The organism is Dermatophilaceae bacterium Soc4.6, assembly GCA_039889245.1.
Lineage (GTDB): Bacteria > Actinomycetota > Actinomycetes > Actinomycetales > Dermatophilaceae > Lapillicoccus.
This window is the reverse complement of the sequence record JAZGVH010000002.1, coordinates 3,492,532-3,509,992: the sequence shown is the minus strand read 5'-3', so window position 1 is coordinate 3,509,992 and position 17,461 is coordinate 3,492,532. Positions and strand designations below refer to the sequence as shown.

Annotated in this window: 14 protein-coding genes; all 14 read right to left on the bottom strand. The window is 70.3% G+C overall.

Annotated features, from left to right (window positions below; genetic code table 11):
* Window positions 1–35 precede the first annotated feature (35 nt).
* A complete protein-coding gene (locus V3N99_16445) occupies window positions 36–1,406 on the bottom strand; it encodes an NAD(P)/FAD-dependent oxidoreductase (protein ID MEO3938329.1) in 1,371 nt (456 codons plus the stop codon).
* Window positions 1,403–3,052, bottom strand: a complete 1,650-nt coding sequence (locus V3N99_16440; protein MEO3938328.1) for a DUF2142 domain-containing protein — start codon at window positions 3,050–3,052, stop codon at window positions 1,403–1,405. The genes V3N99_16445 and V3N99_16440 overlap by 4 nt, the downstream gene beginning before the upstream one ends.
* Before the next feature lie 75 nt (window positions 3,053–3,127).
* Complete coding sequence (locus V3N99_16435; GenBank protein MEO3938327.1) at window positions 3,128–4,402, bottom strand: ABC transporter substrate-binding protein; 1,275 nt, start codon at window positions 4,400–4,402, stop codon at window positions 3,128–3,130.
* 76 nt (window positions 4,403–4,478) lie between these two features.
* The gene (locus V3N99_16430) at window positions 4,479–5,672 is read right to left on the bottom strand and encodes a hypothetical protein (GenBank protein ID MEO3938326.1); all 1,194 of its coding nucleotides are present in this window, start codon (window positions 5,670–5,672) and stop codon (window positions 4,479–4,481) included.
* Window positions 5,665–6,546 carry a branched-chain amino acid ABC transporter permease gene (locus V3N99_16425; protein ID MEO3938325.1) on the bottom strand — a complete coding sequence of 294 codons (882 nt, stop codon included), beginning with the start codon at window positions 6,544–6,546 and terminating at the stop codon, window positions 5,665–5,667. Before V3N99_16425 ends, V3N99_16430 begins: the two co-directional genes overlap by 8 nt.
* Entirely contained in the window at window positions 6,543–7,436 is an 894-nt protein-coding gene (locus V3N99_16420) for an ABC transporter ATP-binding protein (protein ID MEO3938324.1), read from the bottom strand. The genes V3N99_16425 and V3N99_16420 overlap by 4 nt, the downstream gene beginning before the upstream one ends.
* Complete coding sequence (locus tag V3N99_16415) at window positions 7,436–8,239, bottom strand: ABC transporter ATP-binding protein (GenBank protein ID MEO3938323.1); 804 nt, start codon at window positions 8,237–8,239, stop codon at window positions 7,436–7,438. The genes V3N99_16420 and V3N99_16415 overlap by 1 nt, the downstream gene beginning before the upstream one ends.
* A 205-nt stretch (window positions 8,240–8,444) precedes the next feature.
* Window positions 8,445–9,689 (bottom strand): globin domain-containing protein, encoded by a 1,245-nt coding sequence (locus V3N99_16410; GenBank protein MEO3938322.1) that lies wholly within the window; start codon window positions 9,687–9,689, stop codon window positions 8,445–8,447.
* A 57-nt stretch (window positions 9,690–9,746) separates the two neighbouring features.
* The gene (locus tag V3N99_16405; protein ID MEO3938321.1) at window positions 9,747–10,115 is read right to left on the bottom strand and encodes a LuxR family transcriptional regulator; all 369 of its coding nucleotides are present in this window, start codon (window positions 10,113–10,115) and stop codon (window positions 9,747–9,749) included.
* A 48-nt stretch (window positions 10,116–10,163) separates the two neighbouring features.
* Entirely contained in the window at window positions 10,164–10,634 is a 471-nt protein-coding gene (locus V3N99_16400; GenBank protein MEO3938320.1) for a hemerythrin domain-containing protein, read from the bottom strand.
* A 15-nt stretch (window positions 10,635–10,649) separates the two neighbouring features.
* Window positions 10,650–11,378, bottom strand: a complete 729-nt coding sequence (gene narI, locus V3N99_16395) for a respiratory nitrate reductase subunit gamma (GenBank protein ID MEO3938319.1) — start codon at window positions 11,376–11,378, stop codon at window positions 10,650–10,652.
* Window positions 11,375–12,076 (bottom strand): nitrate reductase molybdenum cofactor assembly chaperone, encoded by a 702-nt coding sequence (gene narJ, locus V3N99_16390; GenBank protein MEO3938318.1) that lies wholly within the window; start codon window positions 12,074–12,076, stop codon window positions 11,375–11,377. The genes narI and narJ overlap by 4 nt, the downstream gene beginning before the upstream one ends.
* Window positions 12,073–13,722: a nitrate reductase subunit beta gene (narH, locus tag V3N99_16385; GenBank protein ID MEO3938317.1), complete on the bottom strand. Its 1,650-nt coding sequence runs from the start codon at window positions 13,720–13,722 to the stop codon at window positions 12,073–12,075. Before narH ends, narJ begins: the two co-directional genes overlap by 4 nt.
* On the bottom strand, window positions 13,722–17,453 hold the full coding sequence (locus V3N99_16380) for a nitrate reductase subunit alpha (protein MEO3938316.1): 3,732 nt from the start codon (window positions 17,451–17,453) through the stop codon (window positions 13,722–13,724). The genes narH and V3N99_16380 overlap by 1 nt, the downstream gene beginning before the upstream one ends.
* Window positions 17,454–17,461: the final 8 nt, after the last annotated feature.

Here is a 17,461-nt window from a genome sequence, read left to right as displayed (position 1 = left end):
GCGACCCTACGCGATCACTGCAGCACCCTGACGGGTCAGGTCCCGCGCGGGCCGGGCAGCCGGGGCTGGTGCTCCTCCCCGAGCCGCTCGATCGCCCCGCGACCGAAGACCTGCTGCTCGGTGATCGTGCGCTCGGCGCGGCCCCGGCCGATGAAGCTGACCGCCCAGTGCAGCAGCGTCGTGATGCGGTTCTTGAAGCCGATGATGTAGACGAGGTGCACGGCCAGCCAGAGCAGCCAGGCGATGAAACCGCCGAACCGCAGCTTGCCGACACTGGCCACCGCGGAGAACCGCGACACCGTGGCCATCGACCCCTTGTCCTTGTAGTGGAACGCCGGCGCGGTCTCGTGGCCATCCTGCCGGGCCCGAATCGCCTTGGCGGAGAAGCGCGCTCCCTGGATGGCGACCTGTGCGACACCGGGCAGCCGGTCGAGCGCGATCATGTCGCCGACGACGTGGATCTCCGGGTGCCCGGGCAGGGTGAGGTCGGGCAGCACGGCGATGCGGCCCGAACGGTCGAGCTCTGCGCCGGTCTGCTCCGAGAGGGTCGCCCCCAGCTCGCTCGCCTTGACGCCCGCCGCCCAGACCTTGGTGATCGCCTCGATGCGGCGGGTGTAGCCGCTGTCGCCGTCCTTGACCTCGATGCCGGTGGAGTCGACGTCGACGACCATCCCGCCGAGCACCACCTCGACGCCCATCTTCTCGAGCCGCCGCTGGGCGAGCTCGCCGAGGCGGTCACCGAAGGCCGGCAGCACCTGGTGGGCGCCGTCGACGAGGGTGACCGACGCGCTGCGCGGGTCGATGTGCCGGAAGTCGCGCTTGAGGGTGCGGCTGCTGAGCTCGGCGATCTGCCCGGCCATCTCGACCCCGGTGGGGCCGGCGCCGACGACGACGAAGCTGAGCAGGCGCGCCACCTCCTGCTTGTCGCCGCGGACCGCGGCGAGCTCGGCCTGCTCGAAGGAGCCGAGGATCAGTCCACGCAGCTCCAGCGCGTCGTCGATGTCCTTCATCCCCGGCGCCCACCGGGCGAAGTGGTCGTTGCCGAAGTAGGACTGGCCGGCGCCCGCGGCCACCACCAGGTCGTCGTACGGCGTCACGAGGGTGCGCCCGAGGTGGTGGGAGGTGACCGTGCGGGCCGTGACGTCGATCTCGCGCACATCGCCCACCAGCGTGGTGACGTTGCGCTGACGCCGCACGACCTCGCGCGCTGCCGGGGCGATCTCGCCCTCGGAGAGGATGCCGGTGGCGACCTGGTAGAGCAGGGGCTGGAAGAGGTGGGCGGTCGTCTTGCCGATGAGGGTGATGTCGACGTCGGCCCGCTTGAGGGCTTTCACGGCGAACAGCCCACCGAAGCCGGTGCCGATGACGACGACCCGGTGACGGCCAGGGACCTGTGTGGTGCTCATACCCCATTGTCCCGCTGCGGGAGGGTGCCCGCGACACCGGCCAGCGCGGCCGCGACAGGGAGCACGAGCACGAGGCAGACGGTGACGGCGAGCGGCACCGGCGAGACCTGCCCGAGCACCTGGAAGCCCGCCACGAGATCGGGCGGGGAGGTGGCCCGGCCGGGCGCGAACCACGAGGTCAGCAGCATCGCCCAGGTCGAGGTCTGGGTCGCCAGGGCGGCGACGAGCAGCACCCCGGGCAGGACGCGCGTCGCGCGAGGGCGCAGCCTGGTCGCGCCGGCGACTGCCCCGGCGGCGAGGCCCACGACGAGCGGGTAGAGGTAGCGACCCTGGGCGCCGCTGATGGACGAGGACCACCGGTGGTAGGTCGACCAGGAGCCGGAGCCGACCACGAGCAGGGTCAGCAGCACCGGCGCCCAGGCGACGAGGGTCACGCCGAGCCGCGCGCCCGGTCGGCGGGACGGCAGCGCCACCGCGACGAGCAGGGCGGCCACCAGCAGCACGGGCCACCCCCACACCACGAGCGGGGAGGGCACCGGAGTGTCCGGCAGCCCCACGCCACCCCACATCCGCACCGCCACGAGGTAGGGCCAGCCGCGGATGAAGTCGACCGGGCGACCAGCCCCGTCCGGCGCCCCGTAGAGCGCCAGGAGGCCGGCCTCCCCCACCCCGGTGACCTGCACCTGGTGGAAGAGCACGACGTTCCGCAGCCACCACAGGCCCCCGACGACGCCGCCGACGAGGACGGTCACCAGGCTGGCCCGGTGCCGCCGGGCAGCGACGCCGAGGGACACCACCTGCGACCGGGCGTGGGTGCGCAGCGCCCACCCGTAGGCGACGACGACGAGAGGCGGCAGCACGAGGGCCAGCCCCTTGGTCCAGAGAGCGGCCGCGAGACCACCGCCCACCAGCAGCGCCGCATGACGGCCGAGGTCGCCCGTCACGACCCGAGCCAGCCCGAGCAGCAGCACCGAGGTGGTCAGCACCAGGAGCACGTCGTTCGACACCGACGCGCAGACCCGCACGAGGTTGGGCAGCGTCAGCGGCACCACGGCCGCCGCGATCGCGAGCGCACCGAGGTCGGGCCGACGCCCCGGGCGTGCGTCGATCCCTGGAGCGGGCAGCAGGCGTCGGGCGGTGGCCCACGCGAGGGCCGGGACGGGGGCAGCGACCAGGACGGACAGCAGTCGCAGCAGCCACACCTGCTGGTCCCACGCCAGCCCGGACACCCCCGGCGCGCGCAGCAGGGCGGCATACCCCAGGTAGGCGAGCGGGGGGTGCTGCACCATCTGGTTGGCCGCCCCGGTGAGGTCCGGGGTGAGCCCGCCGAGCGCAGCGAAGCTGGGCCGGTCGCCGCGGGCGGGCAGGGGCAGGGCGTCGTACGGCGTGCTGGCAGGGTCGGCGGGCAGCCGCTGCCGCAGCGCACGCAGGGCGGTGGTCTCGGTGAGCTCACCGGGGTCCCAGAGGTGGGTGGGTGAGCTGGCGTAGGCCGCAGACATCCCCACGTGCATCGCCTCGTCGTAGCCCGTCAGTGGAGGCCAGAGCAGGCTCGCCCCGAGCAGCAGGGCAACCCACAGGCCGGTGACGAGCACGACGGCCCGGGGCATCCGAGAGGCCGAGGGGGGACGCACCACCGGCCGGCTCACCGCCCCAGTATCGAGGTGGTGGCCGGCCGGTGCCGTGCGGGGTGGTCGGGTCAGGCGTCCCTCACCACCCTCGCGTCACTTCTGGAACGGCGTCTTGTAGGCCTTGGCCTCGTCGGAGGTGTAGGGCTCTGGCTGGACGAGGCTCAGGCCGCCCTCGACCTCGGCCGGCTTGAGCAGCCACACCGCGCGCGTGGACGGCGCGCCGAGGTTGGTGAAGTCCAGCACGCTGGGGGCCAGGCCACCGGTGTCGACGGTGGTCTTGGCCCGGGCGTCGAGGATGCCCTGACGGGTCAGGTCACCGGCGTCACAGGCCGTCTTGAGGATCGCTCCCCAGGTCTGGCCGAAGGTGTAGCCGACGAGCGGGCCGAAGGTCGGCGTGTCCTTGTACTTCGCCTTGTACCTCGTGGCGATGTCCTTCACGACAGGCGCGTCGGAGCTGAAGGGCTGGATGCCCGCGACCGTGATGAAGTTGCCGCTCGTCAGGGCCGCCTTGGCGGGCGTCTGGAGCAGCTGCGGGGTGAAGGTCGGGTTGTTGCCGAAGACCGGCACGTCGAGACCCTGGGCCGCGGCCTGTCCGACGGCCGAGGCGGTCTGGGCCGGGGTGGTCGTGAGCAGGATGGCCTTGACCCCGGCGCCCTTGAGCTGGGTGATCGCGCTGGTGAGGTCGGAGTCGGTGGAGGTGATGGCCGACTGGACGATCTTCATCTTGTGGGCGTCAGCGAAGGACATCGATCCCTTGAGACCGTTCTTGCCGTACTCCGAGTCGACGTAGATGTGGCCGAGCGTGTCACCCTCCTTGATCTTGCCCTTGCTCAGCAGGTAGGACAGCCCGTCGACCATCTCGACGTCGTAGGTCGTGCCGACCATGACGACCTCGGGCACGTCGAGGTTGGTCGAGGCCCACGACGAGGGCACCACGGCGACCTTGTCGTCGGTCAGCGGCTTCTTCAGCGCCGCGAGGATCGGTGAGCCGAGGAGCTGCACGTAGCCGAGCACCGACCCCTTGCTCTGGGCGTACAGCGGCACGGCCTTCTCGGCCGAGTAGCCGTGGTCCTGGCTGGTGATCTTGATCTGCCGTCCGCAGATGCCACCCTTGGCGTTGACGTCCTCGGCCCACATCTGGGTGCCCTGGGTGATGCCGAGACCCAGGGTCTTGAAGACGCCGGAGAGGTCGGTGAGGTTACCGAGGGTGATGTCCTTGTCGGTCACGCCGACGTCGGTCTTGACGCCTCCGGCGGCGGGGGCACCCCCGGAGTTGCTCGTGCTCGCCTTGGTGCTGCACCCAGCGAGGGCGACGGAGAGCACTACCGTGGAGACGGCCAGGGTCCTCGCGATCTTCGAGCTGCCCATGGTGATTCCTTTCTGTGCCCGGACACAGGTGTCCGGGATGGGGTACGCCGGCCGCGAGGTGCGTCGACGGGAGATTTCAGCCACGGCGGAGCCGGGCGGTGAGCTTGCGTCCGAGCCCGGCGAAGCCGCCGGGCTCGAAGACGATGATGAGGACGATGAGCGCGCCGTAGATCAGGTTGGTGATGACGACGGGCGAGAAGTCGGTGCCGCTCACGGCGTTGATGCCGCTGCCGTCGCCCTGCGTGAGCAACGGGAGGATGAGCGGCATCCCGAAGACGATGGCCGAGCCGAGGATCGCGCCCCCGAGCGAGCCCACTCCCCCGATGACGACCATCGCGAGGTAGGCGATGGCCACCGAGGTGCTGTAGGTGCCGGAGTCAACGGCCTCGTCGGGCTTGAGGAGCCCGTCGTACCACCAGACGACCATCACCCCGGCGAGACCGGCGTAGGACGAGGAGACGGCGAAGGCGATCGCCTTCTGGCGCACCACCGAGACGCCCATGACGGTCGCGGCGGCCTCGTTGTCGCGCACCGCCCGCCAGGCCCGGCCGATGCGCCCCCGCACGGCCCCCCTCGCCACCGCGTAGGCGATGGCGGTGAGCGTCGCGAAGAGCCACCAGAGGCGCTCGTTCTGGCCGATGGGGACGTCGAGCACATAGAGGCTGGGTGACTTCTCCCCGAAGTAGAAGCCGAAGAGGTGCAGGTCCTCGACGTAGCGGCCGCTGGAGGTGGTGCCCGCGAGACTCGGCAGCGAGCGGGCGAGGTACCAGCCGAGGAACACGAGGCTGAGCGAGGCCACCCCGAGGTAGATGCCGCTCAGGCGACCCGAGACGGGCGCGAAGGCGGCGCCGACCAGCGCGGTGATCGCGACCGCGAGGACGAGGGCGACGAAGGTCGGGAGGTGCAGTCCGATGAAGCCGTCGGACCCGTCTCCGGAGAGCACGGCATAGCTGACTCCCCCGACGAGCAGGAAGAAGGAGTGGGCGAGCGAGAGCTGGCCGGCCTGCCCGACCAGCATCGTCAGGCCCATGGCCCCGACGGCGCCCGTCATCACCCACGTGCCCACGGTGAGGTACTGCCCCGGGAGGTAGACGGGGGCGAGGAACATCACGACCGCGAGCAGCAACCAGAGGGCCCAGCGCACGAGGGCGCCGCGGCCACCCCGCGGGGCGGCCGCTGTCGCCCCGGACCCGGGGGGCTGCGGCGCTGCCGGGAGCTCGGCCGAGGGTGCGCCGGCCTCCGGCGTCAGGGGTGTCGTCGTCTCAGACACGTTGCTGCTCCACCCTTCCGAAGAGCCCGGACGGTCTCGCGACGAGCACGATGAGCATCACGAGGTAGACCGCCACCTTGGCGAAGTCCTGGTTGATGTACTGCTGGGAGAAGGCCTCGACCAGCCCGACCGTGAGGCCGCCGACGACGGCCCCTCCGGGTGAGGTCAGACCCCCGAGGATCGCGGCCGGGAAGGCGGCGAAGGCGATCGTGTGGGCTGCGGTGAGGCCCGCTCCGCCGGCGATCGGCAGGGTGGCGATGAAGAGGACGGCGATGCCGGCCAGCGCTCCACCGACCGCCCAGGCGCTGGAGGTGACCCGGCTGCTGCGGATGCCCATCAGGGCCGCCGCCTCCTTGTTCTCCGACTGCGCCCGCATGGCCAGACCCCAGCTGGAGTAGCGGAAGACCACGAAGAAGGCGCCGATGAGCACGATCGCGCTGATCAGCGCCACGATCTGCGGGCCCTCGACCGTGGCTCCGAGGATCGAGAGCCGGATGCCCTGGTAGGGGTCGCCCAGGAAGGGCGCCGCCTCCGTGCCGAGGCGGCGGCTGATCTCGGTGAGGATGATGATGTCGACCCCGATGGTGAGGATCGCCAACGAGTCCTGAGAGGCGAGCTTGGCTCGCGAGAGGATGAGTCGCTCGAGAAGGAAGGCGAGCAGGGCCGCCGACAGCACGCCGAGCAGTGCGGCGAGGTACCAGCCGACCTGTGACTTGAGCGCGTAGGTGAGGTAGCCACCGAAGAGAGCGAGCGACCCGTGCGCGAAGTTCACGACCTCGGTGGCCTTGTAGATGATGACGAAGCCGAGGGCCAGGAGGGCGTAGATGGCGCCGCGGCCGGTGCCGTTGAGCAGCACCTGGACGAGGATGCTCATACCGGTGACTCCTTGTCGTCGGTGGGGGCTGGGGACGGGGTGCCCGGTGCCGTGGGTGCGTCCTCGGTCTCGGCGCCGAGGTAGGCGCTGATGACGGCCGGGTCCTGCTGAACGACGGAGGGCACGTCATCGGCGATGAGACGACCGAAGTCGAGCACCGTGACCCGGTCGGCGATGCCCATGACGAGGCTCATGTCGTGCTCCACCAGCAGGATCGAGATGCCGAGGCCGATCCGGATGTCGTGGATCAGCTGGGCCATCTCGGCCGTCTCGGAGGAGTTCATGCCGGCCGCGGGCTCGTCGAGCAGCAGGACCGTGGGCTCGACAGCGAGGGCCCGGGCGATGTCGACCCGCTTCTGGTCGCCGTAGGAGAGGACCCCGGCCGGTTTGTGCAGGTGTGCCGCGATGCCGAGGAAGTCGCAGATCTCGGCCGCACGCTCCTGGTGGCGCCGCTCGGCCTTCATCGTCCACGGCAGGTTGAGCCCGTAGGACAGGAACCCGCCCGTGGTGAGCGAGTAGCGCCCCAGCATGACGTTGTCGAGCACGCTCGAGGTGCCGGAGAGCGCGAGGTTCTGGAAGGCCCGGCCGATGCCGAGTGCGGCGATCCGGTGGGCCGGGGTGTCGACCAGGTCTTTGTCGCCCAACCGAATCCGGCCCTCGGTGGGCTTGTAGATGCCGGTGATGGCGTTGAAGCAGGTCGACTTTCCCGCTCCGTTGGGCCCGATGAGGGCGTGGATCGTGCGTGGCTGGACCGCGAAGGACACGTTCTCCAGCGCCACGATCCCCCCGAAGCGGATCGTGAGCCCCTCGATGGTGAGCGGTCGCACGTCGCGCTCGGTGTCGGCGGGGGCCGGGGAGGACTCCGCTGCGGCTTGGGCGGTCGTGGTCATCAGCCCCTCCAGACCGAGAGCGTGCGGTGGACCTTGGCGCGGGCGTGCTCGACGTCGGCCTGCGCCCTCTCGTCGCTCTCGGCGTGCCCGCCCAGGTAGAGACGCTGCACGTCCTCCGACGAGGCGAGCTCTGCGGCAGTGCCACTGAGTGCGAGCTCGCCGACCTCGAGCACCACGGCCTTGTGAGCCACGCGCAGGGCCATCGTCGCGTTCTGCTCGACCAGCACCACGGCCGTGCCGCTGTCGTTGATCTCGGTGACGATCGTGCCGATGAGGTTGATCATCTGCGGCGCGAGCCCGAGCGACGGCTCGTCGAGCAGGAGCATCTTGGGGTTGGACATGAGGGCGCGCCCGATCGCGAGCATCTGCTGCTCGCCTCCCGACAGCAGCCCCCCTGCCTGGTCGAGGCGCTCCTTCAACCGCGGGAACAGCTCGAAGACCCTCTCGCGGGCGGCGTCGCGGTGACGGGGCTCGGCCGACAGCCCGCCGACCCGCAGGTTCTCCTCGACCGACATCCGACCGAAGATCTGGCGGCCCTCGGGCACCTGCAACAGCCGGCGGCGCACGATCGCGGCCGGGTCGAGACCGGTCAGCCGCTGTCCCTCGAAGGTCACGGCACCGGAGGTGACCGAGCCCCCGTGCAGGGGGAGGGTGCCCGAGATGGCCCTCAGCAGGGTCGACTTGCCGGCGCCGTTGCTGCCGAGGACAGCCAGGACCTCGCCCTCGGCGACCTCGAAGCTGACCCCCCGAAGGGCCTGCACAGAGCGTCCGTAGCGCACGGATACGTTGTCGAGCTGAAGCAACGGAGCCTCCTGGAGTCGCATCGTCGCGGCGGTCGCCCGAGGCTAACCACGACTCGGCGACTTCCCCCGCCTCTTGGGACTGTCGTTACCCAACGGGGACCGAGGCGTGCGCCAGACGGCGCACTCAGCGCGACCAGCGGTCATTCGGGCCGGCAGCCACCCCGGCGGGCTGCCGGCTCAGCGCTGTGAACTCGACCTCGCGGGATCAGGTCGCGGCGGGCGGCGCCGCCCAGAGGTCGGGACCGAAGACCTCGTAGCGGATGTGGTCTGCAGGGACACCTCGGGCCAGCAGGTCGGCCCGGATCTGTCGCATGAAGGGCAGCGGGCCACAGGTGAAGACGTGCACACCCTCGGGCAGCGCCACGTCGGTGAGGTCCATGAGTCCCGTCCGGGAGCGGTGGTCGTCGCCGTCCACGCTCTCGTACCAGGTGTAGGAGGTGAAGTGGTCGAGCTGACGACCCGCGTGGAGCACGGTCTCCCGCAGGGCGTGGTCCTTGGCCGTGCGGTCGGCGTGGGCCACGATGACCGGACGCTGGGGCTGGGTGCGCGCGATGTGCTCCACGATCGGCAGCACCGTGGTGATGCCGGCGCCGGCGGTGGCCAGCAGCAGGGGTGAGTCCGAGGAGGGCACGACCAGGTCGCCGGCCGGAGGGCTGACGTCGACCAGGTCCCCCACCGCGATCTCGTCGTGCAGGTAGGACGAGACCCGCCCGTCGGGTGCCCCGCCTCTCCCGTGGACCTTGCGGACGGTGACCTGCAGGCGAGTGCCGACGGCGGTGGAGGACACGGTGTACTGCCGCGGCTGCCGGTCGCCTCCGGGCAGGTCCACGAAGAGCGAGACGTACTGACCCGGCTCGATCTCCGGCACCGGAGCGCCGTCGGCCGGCTCGAGCACCAGGGACACGACGTCGTCGGTCTCCTCGATCCGCCGGACGAGCCGGTAGGGCCGGGTCGGGGTGCCCGGGTCGACCCCGGCGAAGGCGTACAGCCGGGCTTCCTCGGCGATCAGTTGGGTGGCGAAGAGCCAGTAGACCTCAGCCCAGGCGTCGGCCACTGCAGGGGTCACCGCATCGCCGAGGACCTCGCCCACCGCCCCGAGGAGATGGTGTCCCACGATCGTGTACTGCTCGGGCCGGATGCCGAGGGAGACGTGCTTGTGGGCGATGCGGGTCATCACGTGGGCGAAGGAGGGCGCCGACGGGTCGACGAGCTGAACGGCGTAGGCGACGACGGAGGCGGCGAGCGCGCGACTCTGCTCGCCCGTCGCCTGGTTGGCGAGGTTGAAGACCCGCAGCAGCTGCGGGTTGTCGGCGAACATCTGTGGGTAGAAGCGAGCGGTGATCTGCTCGGCGTGCTCGGCGACGACGGCGGCTGTCGCCGCGATCACGGAGGCAGAGCCGGGGGACAGCAGGCTGAGGGAGGTGGAGGCGGGGGTCAGGGTGGCAGTCATCGGGTCGGGCTCCTGTGGATGGGGATGGAGATGGGGAAGGTTGGTCGGCTGGACGTGCTAGGCCGGCCCTGCGTGCAGGGCGACGGTGAGCAGCACGACGGCGTCGGTGAGCGCCAGCAGGGCGTGCCGCGCAGGAGGGATGTCGGTGATCTCGCCCTGCTCGAGGGTCCGCTCGCCGTCGTGCCAGCGCAGGCGCACCCGGCCCTGCAGGACCTGCAGGGTGGCCGCGGGGGGTGCGTCGTGCTCGGCCAGCTCCGACCCGGACACGAGCGCGATGACGGTGGCGCGCAGGGCGGAGCCGGAGTGGATGGTGCGCGCGGAACGGTGCGCCGACTGCCCGCGCGCCTGCTCGAGGAGCTCGGCCGTCAGACGGGGCAGCTGCTCCACTTCGGAGCCCAGGGGTCGGGTGTTGGTGTGCTCGGTCATGAGTCTTCTCTCGATCGTCGTCGGATGGAGGGGCCGTCGCCCTGCGTGTCAGGGTGATGGGGCGAGACCGTTGCCAACCCGGTCTCGGATGTCGTCGACCAGGGTCCAGTCGTCGTCGCGCAGGACGCTCAACGCGGCGGGGAAGACGCCGTCCTGCTCCTTGAGGATGTGTTCGCGCAGGAGGTCGAGGGCGCGCAGCACCCGCTCCGGCCAGCCAGGATCCGGCGGGGTGCCGGCGGCGCACTCGGCGAGGACGGCCTCGATCGCCCGGTGCTCCTGCTGGAGGCTCTCGACCTGGTCGGGGAACTCGGCCGCCATCGCCGGGAAGAGACCGTACTCCTCGACGGCGGTGTGGGGAACGAGGATGCGCGTGATCCGTCGACAGGCCTCGGCGGCGGCGGCGGTGTTCCCGTCGCCCAGCCGGCGGGTGACCTCGCCGATCTGGTCGACGACGGCGTCGTGCTCCGACGTCAGCTCGCGGATCGCGGGGATGCTCTGGCATCCGCAGTACTCGCACATCAGTGACCCCGCCCCTCATCCGACCCGGTCCCACCCGCGGCGGGGTCGGTGGCTGCCGAGCGTCGTGTCGTCGCGGCTGCGGTAGACGATGTAGGGGCGGGTGAGATAGCCGACGGGCGCGCTGAAGACGTGCACGAGCCGGGTGAAGGGCCAGAGGGCGAAGAGCCCGAAGGCGACCAGTGCGTGCACCTGGAAGCCCAGCGGGGCGTTCGCCATCAGGGACGCGTCGGGGTGGAACGCGAGGAACGAGCGGAACCAGACCGACACGCCCTCGCGGTAGTTGTACTCGCCCCCGATGGTGAGGATCGACCCGGCGACCGTGTTCCACATCCCCAGGATGATGACCACCGCCAGGAACGCGTACATGACCTTGTCCATGACGGTGGTCGCCGAGAAGACGGGGCCGGTGGTGCGCCGTCGGTAGATGAGGATCGCCATCCCGACCACCGCAGCGATGCCCGTGAGGAGGCCGCCCACGACGGCGACGACGTGGTACCCGGTCTCGCTGATGCCCACCGCGTCGGTCCACGACTGGGGCACGAGGAGGCCGATGACGTGGCCGCCGACGACGCCGAGCATGCCGAAGTGGAACAGGGGGCTGCCGATGCGCAGCAGGCGGTTCTCGTAGAGCTGCGACGAGCGGGTCGTCCAGCCGAACTTGTCGTAGCGGTAGCGCCACAGGTGCCCGACGACGAACGTCGTGAGACACACGTAGGGGACGACGACGAAGAGGAACTCGTTCATGCGTGGGCTCCCGGGAAGGACGGCATCGGCAGGCGGATGGAGCCGCGGGTGGTCGCTGCGGGGCTGAACTGTGGTGCGGCGAAGGGGGCGAGCCCCACCTCCTCCTCGGGCGGGCCCGCGGCGGCCAGGCGACGTACGGCGTCACGCTCGTCGCCCGCCAGGGGCGGGAGGGTCGCCGTCACCGCGTCGAGCAACCCGGCCCACGGGGAGCCCAGGTCCCGCAGCGAGAGTCGCAGGAGCTCGAGCCCGGCGCGGTGGTCGAGCATGAGGTCGCGGCCCAGCGACTGGTCTCCGGTGGCGGCGAACTCGAGGACGACGCAGAGGTGGTCGGGCAGCTCGGCGTGGTCGAGCTCGAGGCCGGCGCTGAGGTAGGTCTGCTTGAACCTCAGCAGCGCCATGCCCCGCTTGCGGGTGTCGCCGTGGGCGAAGTACGTGAGGAACAGGTTGCAGCGCCGGCGGGTGTCGAAGGTCTCGACGTAGTCGGCCTGCAGCTGCGGCAGCGGGGTGGTCTCGAGGTGGTCGAGGAAGCGGCCCAGCGAGTCCCCGACCGCGGGAGGCACGTCAGCGGCAGCCGACCGCAGCAGCCCGACCCGGTCGAGCAGCGCCTCGTCGGGGTAGTCGAGGAGCAGCGAGACCGACTGCCACACGAGGGTGAGCTGGTGCGGCGGCAGGGTCGGCTTCGGTCGACGGGCGCTCACGAGTCCGCCCCCTTCGGCGGGAAGACCCCTGGAGGTGAGCCCTTGCCGTCCCAGTTGAGCAGGTTGACCCGGCGGCCCGTGTTCTCCGGGCCGGTGAGCGCGTCGGAGGACTGCCGGGCCTGCAGCATCTGGAAGTTCTCGACCGCGATGGGGGTCGGGGTGCCAGAGCCCTCACCGAAGACGTCCTGCTGACCGCCGCCGTAGTCCGAGACCGAGCACTCGGTCGACAGCTCCTCGAGCGAGTGCGCCTGCTCGGCGTGCGCCGGGGGGATCACGTAGCGCTCGTCGTACTTCGCGATCGCCAGGAGGCGGTACATGTCATACATCTCCTCCTCGGTCATGCCGACGGCAGCAGGTATGGCGCCGTCGGGGTCACGCCCGAGGTTGATGTCGCGCATGTAGCAGCGCATCGCGGCCAGCTTCTTGAGGACGGCGTCGACCGGGGCGACGTCGCCGGCCGTGAACAGCTCGGCGAGGTACTCGACCGGGATGCGCAGCGCGTCGATGGCGGCGAACAGGTTGCCCGTGTCCTCGGCGTCCTCACCGGTCTCGGCGACGACGTCGACCACGGGCGACAGGGGTGGGATGTACCAGACCATCGGCATCGTGCGGTACTCCGGGTGCAGCGGGAGGGCGACCTTGTAGGTGTTGATCAGGGCGTAGATCGGGGAGCGCTGGGCGGCGTCGACCCAGTCACGCGCGATCCCCGCCTTCTCCGCCTCACGCATCACCTCGGGGTCGAAGGGGTCGAGGAAGACGTCGCGCTGGGCCTCGTAGAGGCCCTGGTCGTCGGTGGTCGACGCGGCCGCGAGGACCTTGTCCGCGTCGTAGAGCATCAGGCCGATGTAGCGCAGCCGACCGACGCAGGTCTCGGCGCAGACGGTGGGCAGGCCGACCTCGATGCGCGGGAAGCAGAACGTGCACTTCTCGGCCTTGCCGGTGCGGTGGTTGAAGTAGACCTTCTTGTAGGGGCAGCCCGAGACGCACTTGCGCCAGCCGCGGCACTTCTCCTGGTCGACCAGGACGATCCCGTCCTCTGCCCGCTTGTAGATCGCCCCGCTGGGGCACGACGCGGCACAGGACGGGTTGAGGCAGTGCTCGCAGATGCGCGGCAGGTAGAACATGAAGGTCTGCTCGAACTCGAACTTCACCTTGTCGGCGATCTTCTTCAGCATCGGGTCGCGGTGGGCCGTGGCCGTGGAGCCGCCGAGGTCGTCGTCCCAGTTGGCCGACCACTCGATCTTCATGTTCTTGCCGCTGATCAGCGACTTCGGGCGGGCGACCGGGGTGTGCGCCTGGGCGGGTGCGTCGGTGAGCGTGGCGTAGTCGTAGGTCCACGGCTCGTAGTACTCGTTGATCGAGGGCAGCTTGGGGTTGGAGAAGATCGTCATGAGGTTCTTGAAGCGGCCCCCCGCCTTGAGCTTCATCCGGCCTCGGGAGTTGAGCTCCCACCCGCCCTGCCACTTCTCCTGGTCCTCGTAGGTACGGGGGTAGCCGAGACCCGGCCTCGTCTCGACGTTGTTGAACCAGATGTACTCGGTGCCCGAGCGGTTGGTCCACGCCTGCTTGCACGTGACCGAGCAGGTGTGGCACCCGATGCACTTGTCGAGGTTCATGACCATCGCCATCTGCGCCATGACCCTCATCAGTACGTCACGTCCTGGCTGCGCTTGCGGATGATGGTGACCTCGTCGCGCTGGTTGCCCGTCGGACCGAGGTAGTTGAAGGCGAAGGTCAGCTGCGCGTAGCCACCGATCAGGTGGGACGGCTTGACCAGCAGGCGGGTGAGCGAGTTGTGGATGCCGCCTCGCTTGCCCGACGTCTCCGCGAGCGGGACGTCGATGAGCCGATCTTGTGCGTGGTACATGTACACGGTCCCCTCGGGCATGCGGTGCGAGACGATGGCGCGGGCCACGACGACCCCGTTGCGGTTGACCGCCTCGATCCAGTCGTTGTCGACGATGCCGACCTTGGCCGCGTCGCGGTCGCTCATCCAGATGTTCTGACCGCCGCGTGAGAGCGACAGCATGAAGAGGTTGTCCTGGTACTCCGAGTGGATCGACCACTTGTTGTGCGGCGTCAGGTAGCGCACGGTCAGCCCCTCGACCTGCCCGCCCGACCCGTCAGAGATGTTTCCCAGGACGGGTTCGCGGAAGAGGGCCGCCATGTTGAGCGGGGGCCGGTAGACCGGCAGCCCCTCCCCCAGCTCGGTCATCCAGTCGTGGTCGAGGTAGAAGTGCATCCGACCCGTCAGGGTGTGCCACGGCTTCTTGCGCTCGACGTTGATCGTGAACGGCGAGTAGCGCCGCCCCCCGGTCTCCGAGCCCGACCACTCCGGGGAGGTGATCACCGGGACCGGCGGTCCCTGGGTGTCGGCGAACGTGATCTGCTTGCCCTCGTGCTCCGACGCGAGGTCGGCGAGCCGCACGCCGGTGCGCTTCTCGAGGGTCGTGAACCCCTGGGTCGCGAGGTGCCCGTTGGTGGTGCCCGACATCGCGAGGATGGCCTCGCAGACGAAGACGTCGCGCTTGAGCGACGGGCGGCCGTCGGCCACCCCTCCGCGGACGGCGCCGTTCTTGGCCCGCAGGTAGTCGACCTGCTTACCGAGCTCGAAGGTCACGCCCTTGGTGGTCGCCCCGAGCGTGTCCACCAGCGGCCCGAGGGCGTTCATCTTCTCGGCGACGGCGCCGTAGTCGCGCTCGACCTCCACGAGCTTCGGCATGGTGACGCCGGGGATGGGCTCGCACTCGCCCTTCTTCCAGTCGCGGACGACGCCGTGCGGGTTGGCCATCGCGTCGGGGGTGTCGTGCGTCAGAGCGACCGCGACGACGTCCTTGCGCACGCCGAGGTGGGTGGCGGCCAGCTCGCTGAACGTCGCGGCGATGGTCTGCCAGGCATCCCAGTCGGTGCGGGTCTGCCAGGGCGGGGCGATGGCGGGGTTGAACGAGTGCACGAAGGGGTGCATGTCGGTGGTGTTGAGGTCGTGCTTCTCGTACCAGGTGGCGGCCGGCAGGACGACGTCGGAGAAGATCGTCGTGCTCGTCTGGCGGAAGTCGATCGTCATCAGCAGGTCGAGCTTGCCCTCGGGTGCCTCGTCCCGCCAGCGCACGTCGACCGGCCGCTGGCCCTCCGGCGTCTCGGTCGCCCGCACCGACGAGTCGGTGCCGAGCAGGTGCTTGAGGAAGTACTCGTTGCCCTTGCCCGAGGAGCCGAGCAGGTTGGCCCGCCAGATCGAGAGGATGCGCGGGTAGTTCCCCGGAGCATCCGGGTCCTCCCCGGCGAACTCCAGGTCTCCTGACTTGAGCTGCTCGACGACGTACTCCCCCACCGGCTTCCCGGCCGCGGCAGCGTCGTCGCTGAGGTCGAGCGGGTTGCGGTCGAACGTCGGGTAGGACGGCATCCAGCCCATGCGGGCGCTCTGGGCGATGACGTCGGCGGTCGACTTGCCGGCCAGCTGCCCCTTGCCGGTGGTGGCCGACAGCGTGTCTGCGCCGAACTGGTCGTAGCGGAACTGGTCGGTGTGGAGGTACCAGAACGCGGTCTGGATCATGTTGCGCGGCGGTCGGTTCCAGTCGAGGGCGTTGGCGATCTGGTTGTAGCCGGTGATCGGGCGGACCTTCTCCTGGCCGACGTAGTGCGCCCACCCGCCGCCGTTGACGCCCTGGCAGCCGGTGAGGTTGGTGAGGGTGAGGAAGGCGCGGTAGATCGTGTCGGAGTGGAACCAGTGGTTGGTGCCGGCGCCCATGACGATCATCGAGCGACCCGTGGAGTCCTCGGCGTTCTGGGCGAACTCGCGCCCGACGCGGGCCGCGGTCGCAGCCGGGACGCCGGTGATGGCCTCCTGCCAGGCCGGGGTGCAGGGCGAGGTCGCGTCGTCGTAGCCGGTGGGCCAGGTGCCCGGCAGTCCCGGCCGCGCGACGCCGTACTGCGCCATGAGCAGGTCGAAGACCGTGGTGACGAGGTGCCCGTCGACGCGGCGTACGGGGACGCCACGGGGCAGGTCGGCGGCGGCACCGTCGGGGGTGTCGAAGCGCGGCAGGCGCACCACCACCGACTCGGTCGCGCTCTCGAGCAGGGAGAGAACCGGGTCGACGTCGCCGAGCTCGAGGTTCCACCTGCCCACGCCAGCCTCGCCGTAGCGGTGCCCGAGGGAGCCGTTGGGGACGACGGGCTCCCCGGTCGCGGAGTCGATGACCACGGTCTTGAAGTCGGCGTTCTCGTCCGACGCGTGGCTGGCGAGGTCGGCGGCGGTGAGGAACTTGCCGGCGGTGTACTCGCCCTCCCCCGCGTCGTCCAGCCGCACGAGGTGGGGCAGGTCGGTGTAGGTCTTGACGTACTGCGTGAAGTAGGGGGTCGTCTTGTCGACGAAGAACTCCTGGAGGACGACGTGGCCCATCGCCATCGCGAGCGCGCCGTCCGTGCCTGGCTTGGCTGGTAGCCACTCGTCGGCGAACTTCACGTTGTCGGCGTAGTCAGGGGCGACGGCGATGACCTTCTGGCCGCGGTAGCGGGCCTCGGTCATCCAGTGCGCGTCGGGCGTGCGGGTGACCGGCAGGTTGGACCCCCACATGATCAGGTAGCCCGCGTTCCACCAGTCGCCCGACTCCGGGACGTCGGTCTGGTCACCGAAGACCTGGGGCGAGGCGACGGGCAGGTCGGCGTACCAGTCGTAGAAGCTCAGCATCGAGCCGCCGATGAGGTTGACGAACCGGGCCCCCGATGCGTGGGAGACCATCGACATCGCGGGGATCGGCGAGAAGCCGGCGACCCGGTCGGGGCCGTACTTCTTGATGGTGTGCACGTGGGCGGCGGCGACGATCTCGCTGGCCTCCTCCCACGTGGCCCGCACCAGACCTCCCTTGCCACGGGCGGACTTGTAGGCCCGGGCCCGCTGGGGGTTCTCGACGACGTGCTCCCAGGCCCGCACCGGGTCACCGCCGTGCTGGGCCTTGGCCTCCCGGAACATCTGGAGCAGCACCCCGCGCACGTAGGGGTAGCGGACCCGGGTCGGCGAGTAGGTGTACCAGGAGAAGGCTGCTCCGCGAGGGCATCCGCGCGGCTCGTACTCCGGGGAGTCCGGACCGACCGACGGGTAGTCGGTCTGCTGGGTCTCCCAGGTGATGATCCCGTCCTTGACGTAGACCTTCCACGAGCACGAGCCGGTGCAGTTGACACCGTGGGTCGAGCGGACGACCTTGTCGTGGCTCCACCGGTCACGATAGAAGTCGTCGGCCTCGCGCCCCCCCACCTTCGACAGCGTCCGCAGGTCGTCGGAGACGACGCCCTTGGTGAAGAACCGGCGGCTGCGGACCAGCGCCTGGGTCAAGGGGTCGTCGAGCGCAGGGGTGTGACGTGGCCGCTTGGGGGTCTGGGTCATGGTCGGAC

What these genes read in the sequence shown, in the direction of transcription:
- V3N99_16420 (MEO3938324.1), bottom strand. Translation starts at nt 7,436, where the DNA reads ATGACCACGACCGCCCAAGCCGCAGCGGAGTCCTCCCCGGCCCCCGCC.
- V3N99_16400 (MEO3938320.1), bottom strand. Translation starts at nt 10,634, where the DNA reads ATGTGCGAGTACTGCGGATGCCAGAGCATCCCCGCGATCCGCGAGCTG.
- V3N99_16380 (MEO3938316.1), bottom strand. Translation starts at nt 17,453, where the DNA reads ATGACCCAGACCCCCAAGCGGCCACGTCACACCCCTGCGCTCGACGAC.
- V3N99_16445 (MEO3938329.1), bottom strand. Translation starts at nt 1,406, where the DNA reads ATGAGCACCACACAGGTCCCTGGCCGTCACCGGGTCGTCGTCATCGGC.
- V3N99_16425 (MEO3938325.1), bottom strand. Translation starts at nt 6,546, where the DNA reads ATGAGCATCCTCGTCCAGGTGCTGCTCAACGGCACCGGCCGCGGCGCC.
- V3N99_16410 (MEO3938322.1), bottom strand. Translation starts at nt 9,689, where the DNA reads ATGACTGCCACCCTGACCCCCGCCTCCACCTCCCTCAGCCTGCTGTCC.
- narI (MEO3938319.1), bottom strand. Translation starts at nt 11,378, where the DNA reads ATGAACGAGTTCCTCTTCGTCGTCGTCCCCTACGTGTGTCTCACGACG.
- V3N99_16405 (MEO3938321.1), bottom strand. Translation starts at nt 10,115, where the DNA reads ATGACCGAGCACACCAACACCCGACCCCTGGGCTCCGAAGTGGAGCAG.
- V3N99_16435 (MEO3938327.1), bottom strand. Translation starts at nt 4,402, where the DNA reads ATGGGCAGCTCGAAGATCGCGAGGACCCTGGCCGTCTCCACGGTAGTG.
- narH (MEO3938317.1), bottom strand. Translation starts at nt 13,722, where the DNA reads ATGAGGGTCATGGCGCAGATGGCGATGGTCATGAACCTCGACAAGTGC.